Below are 12,734 nucleotides of genomic sequence, written 5' to 3'. Positions count from 1 at the left end.
GTCCGGTCGGAAGACGGTGACCACCGGCTTTTCTGGTTCGCCAGGGCACGATATCGAGGAAGTGACGATGTCGCGTATCATCAACAGCTATGAAGCGCCCGATCTCTCGGCGCTGGCCAGGTCCATCAAGCGGGAACTCGATTCGAAGGGCGAGAAGCCGGGCCATGTCGAGATCCTGAATATCCTGTCGCGCGCGGCGGGATTTCGAAACTACCAGCACCTGAAGGCCTCGCGCGCCGCCGAAACCCGGCTGACGACCCCGGTCGAACCGGAAGCGGCGGTGGATTTCCGCCGCGTCGAGGCCGCCGCGCGCTGTTTCGACGCGTCGGGCATATTGCTCCGCTGGCCGGGGCGCACCAATCTCCAGCAGCTCTGCCTGTGGAAGCTCTGGTCCGTCTTCCCGGCCGATGCCGAGATGAACGAGCCCGAGGTCAACGCCATCCTGAAGCGCCGCCATGCCTTCGGCGATCACGCGCTGATCCGCCGCGAAATGGTCAATCTCGGTCTCCTCTCGCGCACGGCCGATTGCCGCAGCTATCGCCGCGTCGAGCGCAGACCCCCGCCGGATGCGCTGGCGCTGATCCGCCGTGATGCGCCACCGGCGACCACGGACATGTCGGTCGAAGGCGCCGGGGGCTGATCCATGCGCAAACGCTCCATTGCCGTCTTGCCGGTCCAGGCGAGGCTTGATGCCGTGCGTCCGCGATCGGTCGACCTTCCGGCCGGCCGCCTCGAATATGCCGATGTCGGGGAGGGCGAGGTCTTGCTGGCCCTGCATGGTGCGCTCGGCGGCTGGGACCAGGCGCTGCTTTTGGCGATGGCCGGGCTGTCCGACTGGTCATCGCGGCGAATCCTCGCGCCGTCGCGTCCCGGCTATCTCGGCACCCCACTCGAAACCGCCGTAACCCCCGAAGCCCAGGCCGATCTCCTGGCCGCGCTGATCGACCGGCTCGGCATCGACACGGTCGACGTGATCGCCGTTTCGGGCGGCGGCCCGGCTGCGATCCAGTTCGCTGTCCGCCATCCCGGCAAATGCCGCGCCTTGATCCTCGTCTCCTGCTGCACCGGCACGCTTGCCGTTCCGCCGGAATATCGGGCCCGCTTCGACAGCATGGTGCGGATGGCCCGCCATGCACCGGTCCGCTGGCTGATGGCGGCGATCGGCCGCTTTGCGCCCGGGCCGGCGATCCGTCAGTCGATCGGCGACGACGCGCTTTGCCGGCGCACGCTTGCCGACCCGCAGGCCGGTCCGCTGATCCGCGCCCTGCAGCGCTCGACCATGAGCCGGCTCGACCGTCGCATGCCCGGATTGGTCAATGATACGGCCAACTGCGCGGCGATCGATCGCCTGCCGATCGACAGGGTGGCGGCACCCGTCCTGGTGATCCACGGAACCTCCGATCGCGTCGTGCCCTTCTCGCATGCGCGGGAGGTTCGCGATCGTCTCGAAAGGGCGGAACTGCTGGCACTGCCCGGCGGCGACCATGTCGCGCTCTTCACGCACCTAGTCGCGGTTCGGGAGGCAATAGGGCGCACACTGGAAGGATGCTGATCGGCAGGCCGGCCGCGTCAGCCGGCGATGCTGAGCGGCGCGTTGGCCGCAGAGCCGAGCGGGGTTCCGAGAGTGCGGCGCTCCTTGAGGAGCGTCGTCATGGACGCGCGGTCGATCGCCCGTGAATAGAGGAAACCCTGGCCGTAGGTGCATCCGAGCCAGTGCAGCGTCTCGGCCTGCTCGCCCGTCTCGACGCCTTCGGCCACCACGCGGATCCCGAGACCGCGGGCGATGTCGATCAGCCCCTTGATGATGACGGAGCCGGCCTTGTCGCTGATCATCCGCTGCACGAAGCATTTGTCGATCTTGATGATGTCGACCGGTACGGTCAGCAGATGGGTGAGCGAGGCGAAGCCGGTGCCGAAATCGTCGAGCGCGACGCTCATGCCGGCGGCCCGCAACTGCTGGATCTGATCGGCGACGATCTGGTCGCGTTGGTCGAGATAGACGCTTTCGGTGACTTCGAGCGTGACACTCTTCAACGGCACGCCCGCCTCGGCGAAGCAGGCGGCTACCCGGTCGGTGAGCCCGGCGCGATAGAAGTCGGCAGCGGCCAGGTTGATGCTGACCCGCCCGAAGTCGAGCCCGTCATCGACCCATCGCCGCATGTCCGCCGCGACGATGTTGAGCATCCGGCGGGTCAGTTCGAAGGCGATGTTGGCATCCTTGGTCGCTTCGTGGAAATGCGCGGCGGCCAGCATGTCGCCGCTGCGCGTCCTCATCCGGCAGAGCGCCTCGAGGCTCGCGACCTGTCCGGTCGCGAAATCGACGATCGGCTGGTAATAGGCCTCGATCCGTCCTTCCCGGAGGGCTTCCGTCACGTCCTGGATCGCCCGGAACCGCTTGACGATCGCCGTGCCGAGGCCGGGCACGAACTGGATGAAGCTGCCGCGTGCCCGTTCCTTGGCGTGGTAGAGCGCATAGTCGGCGTTCTGCCGCACCTGTTCGGGGTTGTCGTTCTTCCCGGCCACGGCGCCGCCGAGCGTCAGCGACGGATAGATGACCTGTTCGGCGCAGGTGCACGGCGCCTTGATCGCTTCGAGCACGCGGGCGGCGATCCCGGCAAGATCCTGGCTGTCCTCCCCGACCACGACGATCGCAAATTCGTCGCCGCCGAGCCGGAAGCTCACGCCCGGCTCCGCCGCGATGGCGATGCGCGATGCTACCGTGCGGATCAGGTCGTCGCCGGCCCTGTGCCCGAAGGTGTCGTTCACCAGCTTCAGATTGTCGACGTCGCCGAGGATGATGCCCCAGGGACAGTCGCTTTCGCCTTGCATGGCGACCATATCGTTGAACCGGCTGCGATTGGGCAGCTGGGTCAGCGCGTCGGTCTCGGCAAGCCGGCGCCGCTCGGCGACGCGCTGGTCGCGCTCGAGGGCGATCGCGCAGAGGTGCACGCAGGCCGCGACGATCTTCTGTTCGGTCTCGGTCGGCCCGCGCGGTGTGCGGAAATAAAAGGCGAATGTGCCGAGCACCTTGCCCGAGGCGAGAATCGGGGAGGACCAGCAGGCGGCAAGTCCGAGCGGCAGAGCGAGTTGCTTGTAGGGTGCCCAGTAGGGATGGGTGGCGATGTCGGTGACGGTCACCGGCTCTCCGGTAAAAGCCGCCGTGCCGCAGGACCCGACGCCGGGACCGATCGCGATGCCGTCGATCGCTGCTGAATATACAGAAGGCAGGGACGGGCCGGCGAGGTGACGGAGCCTGTTTTGTTGATCGAGCCCGAGAACAGAGCAGATTACGTCCGGATCCATCTCCTCGACGGTGCGGCACAACAGATCCACCGTTTCGTCGAGCGGAACGCCCGTGGCAATCATTTCGAGGATCTTGTTCTGCAGTCTTGTCAGCATGGCAGCACGCGCGGTTACATGAGCCACCATCTAAACACGCCGGTCTTAAGTAGTTGTTACGGTGATCCTAAAATAACTATGTATGATCATTTGGGGTGAAGCATTGGCGTTGATCGTCTTCTTGGCTCAGCCGTGCCGGTTTCCCGCGATCGTCAGGTGGTCGAACGCGTCCCCGCCGTCGATCAGTTCGCCGGTCGCCTTGTCGTTCCAGCGAAAGCCGACGATCGCCCCGTCCGTCGTCTCGCTGAAGAGGTTGCCGGAGATCAACGCCGCGCCGGCGCCGTCGACCACCGAAACGGCGATTCCGACAGGGGCGCGGCGGATGATGTTGGCGCTTGCCACCACGTTGCGCAGATAAGGCCCCCAGCCGAGCATCAGGCCCCATTTCGGCGCATTCTCCACGACGTTTCCGGTGACGACGGTGTCGGCCTCCACGGCGATGCCGAACCCGAAACCGGCGCCGTCATGGACGTAAGGGCCTTCGCGCTTCAGGTTGCGCACGATATTGCCGGAAACGGTCGAAAGGCGGCCGCCCTGGTCGAGATTGACGACGAGGATGCCGTTGGCGGCGCCATCCACCAGATTGTCGGCGATCAGCGCGCCCTCGAAGGAGAATTCGGCATAGATCGCCGTCTCCCCGGAGGAAAAACACTGGTTGCCGCTGATCGTCGCGTTGGAGGCGGAGTTGGCGCGGATCGCCGAAAAGGCGCAAGCCGAAACATGATTGCCCGACACCATGACGTTGTCGGCGCGGAAGAGGTTGATGCCGTTGCCGTTCTGCCCGGTGCCGCCGTCCTTGGCGCCGATCCGCGAAACGCGGTTGCCGGTCACCATCGCGCCGTCCTCGCCCTTGGTCCAGCGATGCACAAGAATGCCGCCATTGCCGCAGTCGGAAACATCGTTGTCCCGGATCGCCAGCGCTTTCGTCTCGATCGCCATCAGGCCGGCATTGGCCGCGCCCGTGATCCGGCAACCGCTGATCCGGCCGCCCGAACGCTCCAGCTGCAGGCCGTGCTTGCGGCTGCCGACGATCTCGCAGTCGGTGATGAGCACCTCGTCGACGCCGCGAAAGCCGATCAGCGCATCGGCATAGTCGCCGAGCCAGCGATTGGCTCCGTCGAGCGTGATGCCGCTGATCGAGATGTGCCGCGCCTCGCGCGCCGACACGAGGTGGCCGTCGCCGCCATAGGCGAGCCGCGTCGCGCCCGGCACGCCGGAAAGCCTCGTGCCGTCGGGCAGGTCGAGATTGGAGACTTCGTAGGTGCCGGCCGGCAGGAAGACCGGCTGTCCGCTGGCTGCCGCGGCATCGAGCAGCGCTTGCAGCTTGCGGCTCTGGTTGTCGGAGGCGCCCGGCACCACGCCCGCCGACTGGGCGTCGAGCGCGCCGCGCAGGTCCGCGGCAATCGGCTGCAGGCTTGCGTCGGCACCGTCCGCCGCTGCCCGGCCGATCGCCGAAAAGCTTGCCAGCCCGCCCAGAAAGACCCGCCGCTTCAGCATGTTTCGCCTGATCCTCGAACCTGTCCGCCATCTGCCCGCCTGGGGCCGAGCCGGACCTTGGCCGAAACCGTCGCCCGCGGCAAGCCAACCTGCGACAAAACAGCCATCCTGCGGCGGGGCGCGATCGTTTGCGCCAGATCAATGCCGTGGTTTCAGCAAGGTCTAATTTTTCCTCCGGTAAGTTAAACGATGGAGGGCTGGATGCTTCGTCTTTCTGCAGTGCTTTATATTCTGGTTGCAACCGTGCTTGGCGGCGGCGCTGTGACGGCCGTGTTGTCCATGCGCATGATGGAGGCTTGGCAGATTGCCGGTGCTTTCGCGGCGGGCTGTGTGGTGGCCTTGCCGATTGCCGCCGTTCTCGGCCGCAAGATGTACAATGCGATGAAATCGTCTTCGACGCCCGCCTGACGGTTCGCGTTGAACGCGCGCCGCGCCTGCCGGCGTCTCTTTTGAGGCGGACTGGCGCCGGCGGATCGTAGGCTGTGTGCGCGCACGATACCGGCCGGCCCTGCTCATGACGATGCAGGGTCGGCCGGATTGGTTCTTGGGGCCTGCAAATGGCCACCCGCCAGGGATGCTGCCGACCTCAGTCGGTACCGTCCGTGTCGAGTTTCTCTTTCTGCTGTTCGAACCCGGTGATGAACCGCTCGAAGAGTTCGGCGAAGCGGGCGATGTCCTCGGCCGGCCAGTCCGCAACGATCGCGTTGATCGTCTCTCGCTTGACCTCGTCCACCTTGTTCAGGAGCTCCTGGCCGACCGGCGTGATCACCACGATCGCCCGCCGCGCATCCTCCTGCGAGACTTCCCGCCTGAGAAGTCCCTGTTTGACCAGGTCGGCCACGATGCGGCTCGACCGTGACGGATCGACCCTCAGCTGTTCCGCGATTGCCCCGACGGTTGCCTCCTGCCGGTTCTGAAGCCGGCGCACCGCACTCACCACGTCGAGATGCGACAGCTCCATGCCCGCCCCGACGCGGGCGATCACCAGATTCCCGATGAACCGCCGCCCGATCATCATCCGCATGCGCGCCATCGAGCGCCCGATGCTGGAAACCGGTCCGGGAGGCTGCGTTTTGTCGCTCTTGAGCGTGTCTGAATAATCCTCGTTCATGGCCCTTGATAGCAGATGGCGGGCAGGGGTCAATGAAATTCATGCGAGCGTCATATATGTGCTATTGACAAATATATGCAAAAAGCACATTAATTGACGATCGCTAACCTGGACCCCCGCCATGGACATCACATCGCAATCCCGCAGCCACGCCAAGGAGACGGCCCCGGCTACCCCCGCCGTCGCTCCCGCTGCCCCCGCACCCTTCGTCTCTCTGGTCGCCGATCCGCGTCGTCGGGTCGCCGTCTTCCTCCTTCTCCTGACGGCGCTCTTCATGGCGACGCTCGACAACCAGATCGTCTCGACCGCCCTGCCGACCATCGTCGGCGAATTCGGCGAGCTCGAACGTTTCGGCTGGGTCGGATCGGCCTATCTGCTGGTCGCGAGCACGGTCATGCCGGTCTACGGCAAGCTCGGCGACCTGTTCGGCCGCAAATATGTGATCATGGCGGCCGTGGCGATCTTCACCGTCGGCTCGCTCGTCTGCGGTCTCGCGGTGTCGATGGACACGCTGATCGCCGCCCGCGTGCTGCAGGCGCTCGGCGGCGGCGGCATCATGGTGTCGATCTTCTCCATCAATGCCGATCTGTTCGAGGCGCGCGAACGCGCCCGCTACCAGAGCTATTCGAGCCTGGCGCTGATGGCCTCGGGCGCCGTCGGCCCCGTGCTCGGCGGCACGCTGAGTGACCTGTTCGGCTGGCGCTCCATCTTCCTCGTCAACCTGCCGATCGGCATCCTGGTGCTGGCTGGCCTGGCTATCCTGCTGCCGCACCGCAAGCCCCATCGCCGCCCGAAGATCGATTATCTCGGCGCGCTCCTGTTGGCGGGTGCCGTGGCAAGCGTCGTGCTGTGGGCCGACAGCGCCCAGATCTTCGGCTCTCTGGTCGCGATCGAAAGCCTGGCTGTCGTCGCGTTCGGCATCCTCTGCGCCTTCGGCTGGGTCCTGGTCGAGCGCCGCGTCGCCGAACCCGTCGTGCCGCTCAGCCTGTTTTCCAGCCGCACGATCAACCTGATGCTGATCGTGTCGATGGCATCCGGGGCGATCGGCATCGGCTCGGTCAACTATGTCGCCCTGTTCCTGCAATCGACCACCGGCCTGTCGCCGTCGATGGCCGGCCTGCTGTTCATCGCCATGACCGGCGGCATTGCCGCGGGCTCCCTCTGGGCCGGCCGGCGCATCTCGAAAAGCGGCCTCTACAAGCCCTATTCGGTCGCCTCGACCGCCGTCGGTGTCGTCAGCCTGGCGATCTTCAGCCAGCTTCATGCCGGAACGCCGGTCGTCTTCATCGCCGCCCTGATGCTGCTGCACGGGATCGGCATCGGCATCGGCCAGCAGGTGCCGGTGTTGGGCGTGCAAAATGCCGCCTCCCGCGACGACGTCGGGGCCGCGACCGGTACGGTGACGCTCGCCCGCATGTCGGGGGCCGCCATCGCCATCTCGATCTACGGCGCGATCCTCGGCACCGGCCTTGCCCACATGACGAACCAGGTCCCGGGTGTCGCCGATTTCAAGGAGCTGACACCGGCGGCGATGGCCGCTCTGCCCGAGGCAAGCCGCGCGATGGTCGCCAATGCCTATGCGGATGCCTTCTTCCCGCTCTTCCTCACCGCCTGCGGCATCGTCGCAATCGGTTTCGTCGCGGCCCTCTCTCTGAAGAACGTCCGCCTGCCGGTGGCGGGGAAGGCGAAGTCCTGACGATCTGGACACCATGGCGACAGCCTCGCGCCAGCCGCGTCTGCAAGGGTGCGGCAAATTTCCGGCATGAAGCGGTGAGTCATGGTGTCCAAGACCTTTTCGAAACAGTCCCTTAACGGCAGCGCCCTCTTGCGCCGGACGCTTGGCCTGCTGTCCGGCACGGCCCTGCTTTCGGTGTTGTCCGGCTGCCTTTTTGTCACCGATACGAGCCGCATGAACATCGACGTGTTCCAGGACGAGGTGGCCCCGGTCTATTACGATCCGGCCCGCGTCCAGCCGGCCGCCACCCAGCCGGTGCCGCAGAAGCGCGAGCTCTACACGACCCAGTTCCACCAGACCTACGGCCTGCCGGTCAGCAATCCGCTCCACCGGGTCATGTACGGCGTGATCCGCGACGACGGCCACACGCTTCCGGCCATCCCGCTCGATCGCGTCGACCGCAGCTACCTGCGCAGCGAGATCGACTACTCCACCACCGAGGCGCCCGGCACCATCGTCGTCGACACCAAGGCCCGCTTTCTTTATCTCGTCCAGCCCGGCGGCAAGGCGATCCGCTACGGCGTCGGCCTCGGCCGCGACGGCTTTGCCTGGTCCGGCCGCGGCGTGATCGAAATGAAGCGCAAGTGGCCGCACTGGACGCCGTCGAACGAGATGGTCGAGCGCCAGCCGGACCTGCGTCCGGTCTCGGCGGAAGAGGGCGGTCTGGAGGCCGGTCTCAACAATCCGCTCGGCGCCCGGGCCCTCTATATCTACCAGAACGGCAAGGACACGCTCTATCGCGTCCATGGCACCCCCGACTGGCAGTCCGTCGGCAAGGCGACTTCGTCCGGCTGCGTGCGCATGTTCAACCAGGACGTCATCGATCTTTATGATCGCGTCGGCGCCAAGGCCCAGATCGTGGTGATCTGAACGGGTGGCCTCAGCCGCTTGAGGATCAGCCCCGCCGTGGCCCGGAAGCCACGGTCGGACCGCTCCCTTGGCCCCTCGCGAAGAGTTGAACCGGTCCTTCGGTTGCCTTGGCCGCGCTTTCCTGTTGCATTGCGTCAAGTTCGGGAACAAAGCTGCTGCGTCGGCTTTTAGCTACGTCCCGGAGCTCGTCGTTCACAGGAAGTCTGATTGTCCATGCCCTCTTCGAATAGTTTCTCCCGCCGCACCTTTCTTTCCTTGTCGGGTGTCGGCGCGGCGAGCCTGCTTGCCAGCTGCGCCTCCACCGCTCGCCCCGTAAGCTCACCCGTCCTGCGCACCCAGCCGATCATCGAGGAAGGCCCCGCCGGTTCCGCCGAGCTCGATGCGATGTATGGCGAGATCTATGACGGCGGCTTCGTCATTCCGGCCGTGCCCTACCAGAAGATCGATCCGCGCTTCTATCGCCAGCGCGTCGTCGATCCGACCGGCCAGCCGCCCGGCACGATCGTCGTCGATACCCCGTCGCGCTTCCTCTATCTGGTCGAATCGGGCGGCACCGCCATGCGCTACGGCGTCGGCATCGGCCGCGAAGGCTTTGCCTGGCAGGGCACCGGCGTCATCCAGTGGCGCCAGAAATGGCCGAAATGGACCCCGCCGGACGAGATGATCGGCCGCCAGCCGGAGCTCGCCAAGTATTCGGCCACCAATGGCGGCATGCCGCCGGGCCTCAAGAACCCGCTCGGCGCGCGCGCACTCTACATCTTCCAGAACGGCGAAGACACGCTCTACCGCCTGCACGGTTCTCCGGAATGGAACTCGATCGGCAAGGCCGTCTCGTCGGGCTGCGTGCGCCTGATGAACCAGGACATCATCGATCTTTACGAGCGTGTGCCGAACAAGGCGCGCGTTCTGGTCTGGCAGTAAGGCCCGGGTTCCAGTGTTCCGATAGAAGGCGTCGCAGGGCACCGGTCGTGCCCGCGGCGCCTTTCTTCTTTGAGCCTATTCCTCGTGGCGGCTGCCGGGATCCCGGTTGTGCTCGTAGCGCCTGACCTCCGGAAACGGCGGCAGCCAGGCCTCGCGACGGACGGTCCACAATTCGTAGGTCGGCTTGAACTGGTCGGGAGCGTCGAGCGTGCCGAGATTGACCTCGACCTCGTCGCCGCTCACCCCGAACACCGGCGAGCCGCAATGCGGGCAGAAGAACCGGCCACGATAGTCACGCGCTTCACCCTGAACTGTGACGGCGTCCTTCGGGAAGATCGCCGAGGCATGGAACAGCGCGCCGTGATGCTTGCGGCAGTCGAGACAGTGGCAGATCCCGACGCGATAGGGTCGCCCCGAGGCGACGATCCGGACATTGCCGCACACGCAGCCGCCTTCGACCTGATCCATGCTGTCTTTCCTCCGCTTAGGGGCGCGGGGCGGCGCGCGATGCCGCAGCACCCTCGGACGTGATACCTGGGCCCTATTCCTCGTCGCCGAGATTGACCTTCAGCCGCTTGAGGCCGTCGCGCAGGCCTTCCAGTTCCGACATGGTGCAGCCTGTCTGCTCGCCGATCGCCTGCATGATGCCCATCGCATGACACTTCATGGCGAGGCCGGTCTCGGTCAGGCGGATGAACACCTGCCGCTCGTCCGCGGTATCGCGCCGGCGCTCCACGTAACCCGACTGTTCCAGTCGCTTGAGCAGCGGCGAAAGCGTGCCCGAATCGAGGCCCAGCTTCTCGCCGAGCGTCTTCACCTGTAGCCCGTCCTCTTCCCACAGCGCCATCATCACGAGGAATTGCGGATAAGTGAGACCCAGCGGCTCGAGCAGCGGCTTGTAGGCGCGGTTGAAGGCATGCGCCGCACCGTAGAGTGCGAAGCAGAGCAGGCGGTCGAGGGTCGGTTCCTTTTCTTTCAGTGTATCGTCCATTTGGCTGATCAAAGCCCCTTTTTTGTCCCCGCCGGAAGTGTCGCCAATTCCGGGCGGAGATGCAATGCGCAAAAAACAATTGCGCACAATTGAATTGTGCTCTATATAGGCTGCGTAGCAACCCGAAACAAGGAGCATCTCAATGGCAATTCTCTATACCGCCCAGGCCTCGGCGACCGGTGGCCGCGCCGGACGCGCCGTTTCTGACAACGGCGTCCTCGACGTCACGCTGACCGTCCCGAAGGAACTCGGCGGCGACGGCGCCACCGGCACCAATCCCGAGCAGATGTTTGCAGCCGGCTATTCCGCCTGCTTCCTGGGCGCGCTGAAGTTCGTCGCCGGCAAGGAAAAGGTGAAGATCCCGGAAGATACGAAGATCACCACCCGCGTCGGTATCGGCCCGCGCGAAGACGGCACCGGCTTCGGCATCGAAGTGGCGATCAGCGCCGAAATCCCCGGTGTGGAGCGCGAACTGGCCGAAAAGCTGGTCGCCGCAGCCCATATAGTCTGCCCCTATAGCCACGCCATGCGCACCTCGACCGAGGTCCCGGTCTCCGTCGCCTGAGGTCTCTCGGCGTCCGCCCCCTTTCCTGATCCACCGCCCGAAGGCCGGCCCAGTGCCGGCCTTTTGCGTGTCACGAGTCTTGCTGCTCATACCGATGCTGCGGGCCAGATGAGAATTGCCCCTCACCCTGACCGACCGGGGGTCGAGCCGCGTGTCTCGACCCGTCCTTCGGCTCCCGCAAGCGGGGAGAGGGGACGGCCACGGCGGTGCCGCTTGTCCCTTCTCCCCGTCATAACGGGCGTGAGGAATGGTCGGCTGAGCCGACGAAACGATCCGGTGAATCGTTTCGAATGACGAACGCCTGAGCTCAAGCGAAGGGCTGGCCGAGGTGCCGCCCTTCGACTGGCTCAGCAGGCGGATGAGGGGCGGGAACGAGTACTATCCATCGTCAGAAATCCGCGCCTCTTTATCTTCAGACAAGAATGCACTACATTCTTTCCAAGGAAAGGATTTTTCCATGCTGCAACATGCCCACGAATACGCAAGGCCCGCGCCGTCGGAAGCCGCGACCGTCACCAAGGCCGTGGTTGCCGCCGCCGACCGGCTGGGGCTGTCGGCACGCCAGCTCGCCGCCGTCATCGGCGTGTCCGAGGCGAGTGTCTCGCGCATGAAGCGCCTCGACTTCCGCGTCGAGCGCGGCACGAAACCCTTCGAGCTGGCGCTGCTCCTCATCCGGCTGTTCCGCTCGCTCGATGCGATTGCCGGCGGCGACGAGGGCGTGGCCCGTGGCTGGCTTCGCGCCGAAAACCTCGCGCTCGGCGGCGTTCCGCTGGAGAAGATCACCACCGTTTCCGGTCTCGTCGATGTCCTGGCCTATCTGGACGCCCGCCGCGCTCTCGTCTGAGGCGCGCCCCATTTCTGGCGCCTTCTGGCGGCTGGTCGAGGCGCAGCATCAGGTCTCGACCATGAAGCTTGTCGACAATGTCGAGGAGCAGGTTCTGCTCGAGGCGCTGCTGGAGGAGAGCAAGCCGGCGCTCCCGCCGGAATGCACCGGGCTCGACTACCTGCTCGCCACGCCCTTCCGCTATGGCGGCGTCTATCCGCATGGTTCGCGTTTCCGCCGCGCCGGCCGCACGCTCGGGGTCTTCTACGCAGCCGAAAGCGTCGACACGGCCCTGGCCGAGATGGCCTTTTATCGCCTGCTTTTTTATGCCGAATCGCCGGCCACGCCGCTGCCGTCCAATGCCGGCGACTACACCGCCTTTTCCGCGGCGATCGCCACGCCGCGCGCCATCGACCTGACCGAGCCGCCGCTCTCCCGCGACGTGGCCGCCTGGCGGGACCCGCGCGACTATCAGGCATGTCAGGCGCTGGCCGAAAACGCGCGGGCAGGGGAGATCGGGGCCATTCTCTACGCCTCGGTCCGTGATCCCAGGGGCGGCAAAAACATCGCCTTGCTCACGGCCAAGGGCTTTGCCGCCCGCGAACCGCTCGAGCGCCAGACCTGGCGCATCCGTCTCTCGCCGGCCGGTGTGCAGGCGCTCTGCGACTTCCCCCGCCGCGCAGTCGGATTCGCGATCGCGGATTTTGCCGACGATGACAGACTGAGGGCCCGGTTCGGGTGAGGACGCATTCGAGCATTCCTAACCCCAGGGTCGGTGTCGGGTTGCCCCTCACCCTGACCCGACCGGGGTCGAGCCGCGTG

At 65.7% G+C, this 12,734-nt stretch carries 14 protein-coding genes; 9 read left to right on the top strand and 5 right to left on the bottom strand.

Translation table 11 applies throughout. The features are described 5' to 3' along the window. Nucleotides 1-67 precede the first annotated feature (67 nt). Together HHL25_RS09815 and HHL25_RS09810 are read left to right on the top strand one after the other, a co-directional pair. Nucleotides 68-640: a DUF2087 domain-containing protein gene (locus tag HHL25_RS09815; protein WP_169589782.1), complete on the top strand. Its 573-nt coding sequence runs from the start codon at nt 68-70 to the stop codon at nt 638-640. A 3-nt stretch (nt 641-643) separates the two neighbouring features. After that, nucleotides 644-1,552 (top strand): alpha/beta fold hydrolase, encoded by a 909-nt coding sequence (locus HHL25_RS09810; protein WP_169589780.1) that lies wholly within the window; start codon nt 644-646, stop codon nt 1,550-1,552. A 17-nt stretch (nt 1,553-1,569) separates the two neighbouring features. On the opposite strand, the gene HHL25_RS09805 is transcribed toward HHL25_RS09810, so the two are convergent. Continuing rightward, on the bottom strand, nt 1,570-3,399 hold the full coding sequence (locus HHL25_RS09805; protein WP_169592725.1) for a bifunctional diguanylate cyclase/phosphodiesterase: 1,830 nt from the start codon (nt 3,397-3,399) through the stop codon (nt 1,570-1,572). Nucleotides 3,400-3,525: 126 nt separating this feature from the next. After that, a complete protein-coding gene (locus HHL25_RS09800; protein WP_169589777.1) occupies nt 3,526-4,896 on the bottom strand; it encodes a TIGR03808 family TAT-translocated repetitive protein in 1,371 nt (456 codons plus the stop codon). A gap of 189 nt (nt 4,897-5,085) precedes the next feature. Between HHL25_RS09800 and HHL25_RS09795 the strand changes: the two genes are divergently transcribed. Next, a complete protein-coding gene (locus HHL25_RS09795) occupies nt 5,086-5,304 on the top strand; it encodes a hypothetical protein (protein WP_246701768.1) in 219 nt (72 codons plus the stop codon). A 178-nt stretch (nt 5,305-5,482) separates the two neighbouring features. Here HHL25_RS09795 and HHL25_RS09790 read toward each other — a convergent pair whose 3' ends face one another. Next, nucleotides 5,483-6,007 (bottom strand): MarR family winged helix-turn-helix transcriptional regulator, encoded by a 525-nt coding sequence (locus HHL25_RS09790; protein WP_169589775.1) that lies wholly within the window; start codon nt 6,005-6,007, stop codon nt 5,483-5,485. Between the two features lie 121 nt (nt 6,008-6,128). Here HHL25_RS09790 and HHL25_RS09785 point away from each other — a divergent pair, with 121 nt between their 5' ends. The 3 genes from HHL25_RS09785 to HHL25_RS09775 all read left to right on the top strand — a co-directional run bounded on the left by HHL25_RS09785 (nt 6,129) and on the right by HHL25_RS09775 (nt 9,533). Beyond that, entirely contained in the window at nt 6,129-7,703 is a 1,575-nt protein-coding gene (locus tag HHL25_RS09785; RefSeq protein WP_169589772.1) for an MDR family MFS transporter, read from the top strand. Between the two features lie 81 nt (nt 7,704-7,784). Continuing rightward, complete coding sequence (locus tag HHL25_RS09780) at nt 7,785-8,612, top strand: L,D-transpeptidase (protein WP_169589769.1); 828 nt, start codon at nt 7,785-7,787, stop codon at nt 8,610-8,612. Nucleotides 8,613-8,825: 213 nt separating this feature from the next. After that, nucleotides 8,826-9,533: a L,D-transpeptidase gene (locus HHL25_RS09775; RefSeq protein ID WP_169589767.1), complete on the top strand. Its 708-nt coding sequence runs from the start codon at nt 8,826-8,828 to the stop codon at nt 9,531-9,533. A 75-nt stretch (nt 9,534-9,608) separates the two neighbouring features. On the opposite strand, the gene HHL25_RS09770 is transcribed toward HHL25_RS09775, so the two are convergent. Together HHL25_RS09770 and HHL25_RS09765 are read right to left on the bottom strand one after the other, a co-directional pair. Next, nucleotides 9,609-10,001 carry a GFA family protein gene (locus HHL25_RS09770; RefSeq protein WP_169589765.1) on the bottom strand — a complete coding sequence of 131 codons (393 nt, stop codon included), beginning with the start codon at nt 9,999-10,001 and terminating at the stop codon, nt 9,609-9,611. A gap of 73 nt (nt 10,002-10,074) precedes the next feature. Next, on the bottom strand, nt 10,075-10,524 hold the full coding sequence (locus HHL25_RS09765; protein WP_169589763.1) for a MarR family winged helix-turn-helix transcriptional regulator: 450 nt from the start codon (nt 10,522-10,524) through the stop codon (nt 10,075-10,077). 142 nt (nt 10,525-10,666) lie between these two features. Between HHL25_RS09765 and HHL25_RS09760 the strand changes: the two genes are divergently transcribed. From HHL25_RS09760 to HHL25_RS09750, 3 genes are all read left to right on the top strand, one after another. After that, on the top strand, nt 10,667-11,089 hold the full coding sequence (locus HHL25_RS09760; RefSeq protein ID WP_169589761.1) for an organic hydroperoxide resistance protein: 423 nt from the start codon (nt 10,667-10,669) through the stop codon (nt 11,087-11,089). A gap of 457 nt (nt 11,090-11,546) precedes the next feature. After that, complete coding sequence (locus HHL25_RS09755) at nt 11,547-11,933, top strand: MbcA/ParS/Xre antitoxin family protein (protein ID WP_169589759.1); 387 nt, start codon at nt 11,547-11,549, stop codon at nt 11,931-11,933. Then, nucleotides 11,893-12,654, top strand: a complete 762-nt coding sequence (locus HHL25_RS09750) for an RES family NAD+ phosphorylase (RefSeq protein WP_169589757.1) — start codon at nt 11,893-11,895, stop codon at nt 12,652-12,654. The genes HHL25_RS09755 and HHL25_RS09750 overlap by 41 nt, the downstream gene beginning before the upstream one ends. Nucleotides 12,655-12,734: the final 80 nt, after the last annotated feature.

The sequence above is a fragment of the Rhizobium terricola genome, assembly GCF_012927355.1.
Taxonomy (GTDB): Bacteria; Pseudomonadota; Alphaproteobacteria; order Rhizobiales; family Rhizobiaceae; genus Allorhizobium; species Allorhizobium terricola.
Note: the sequence above shows the minus strand (reverse complement) of the source record. Positions and strands in the feature narration are given on the sequence as shown.

What these genes read in the sequence shown, in the direction of transcription:
- HHL25_RS09810 (WP_169589780.1), top strand. Translation starts at nt 644, where the DNA reads ATGCGCAAACGCTCCATTGCCGTCTTGCCGGTCCAGGCGAGGCTTGAT.
- HHL25_RS09800 (WP_169589777.1), bottom strand. Translation starts at nt 4,896, where the DNA reads ATGCTGAAGCGGCGGGTCTTTCTGGGCGGGCTGGCAAGCTTTTCGGCG.
- HHL25_RS09785 (WP_169589772.1), top strand. Translation starts at nt 6,129, where the DNA reads ATGGACATCACATCGCAATCCCGCAGCCACGCCAAGGAGACGGCCCCG.
- HHL25_RS09795 (WP_246701768.1), top strand. Translation starts at nt 5,086, where the DNA reads ATGGAGGGCTGGATGCTTCGTCTTTCTGCAGTGCTTTATATTCTGGTT.
- HHL25_RS09755 (WP_169589759.1), top strand. Translation starts at nt 11,547, where the DNA reads ATGCTGCAACATGCCCACGAATACGCAAGGCCCGCGCCGTCGGAAGCC.
- HHL25_RS09765 (WP_169589763.1), bottom strand. Translation starts at nt 10,524, where the DNA reads ATGGACGATACACTGAAAGAAAAGGAACCGACCCTCGACCGCCTGCTC.
- HHL25_RS09775 (WP_169589767.1), top strand. Translation starts at nt 8,826, where the DNA reads ATGCCCTCTTCGAATAGTTTCTCCCGCCGCACCTTTCTTTCCTTGTCG.
- HHL25_RS09815 (WP_169589782.1), top strand. Translation starts at nt 68, where the DNA reads ATGTCGCGTATCATCAACAGCTATGAAGCGCCCGATCTCTCGGCGCTG.
- HHL25_RS09805 (WP_169592725.1), bottom strand. Translation starts at nt 3,399, where the DNA reads ATGCTGACAAGACTGCAGAACAAGATCCTCGAAATGATTGCCACGGGC.
- HHL25_RS09780 (WP_169589769.1), top strand. Translation starts at nt 7,785, where the DNA reads ATGGTGTCCAAGACCTTTTCGAAACAGTCCCTTAACGGCAGCGCCCTC.
- HHL25_RS09770 (WP_169589765.1), bottom strand. Translation starts at nt 10,001, where the DNA reads ATGGATCAGGTCGAAGGCGGCTGCGTGTGCGGCAATGTCCGGATCGTC.
- HHL25_RS09790 (WP_169589775.1), bottom strand. Translation starts at nt 6,007, where the DNA reads ATGAACGAGGATTATTCAGACACGCTCAAGAGCGACAAAACGCAGCCT.
- HHL25_RS09750 (WP_169589757.1), top strand. Translation starts at nt 11,893, where the DNA reads ATGTCCTGGCCTATCTGGACGCCCGCCGCGCTCTCGTCTGAGGCGCGC.
- HHL25_RS09760 (WP_169589761.1), top strand. Translation starts at nt 10,667, where the DNA reads ATGGCAATTCTCTATACCGCCCAGGCCTCGGCGACCGGTGGCCGCGCC.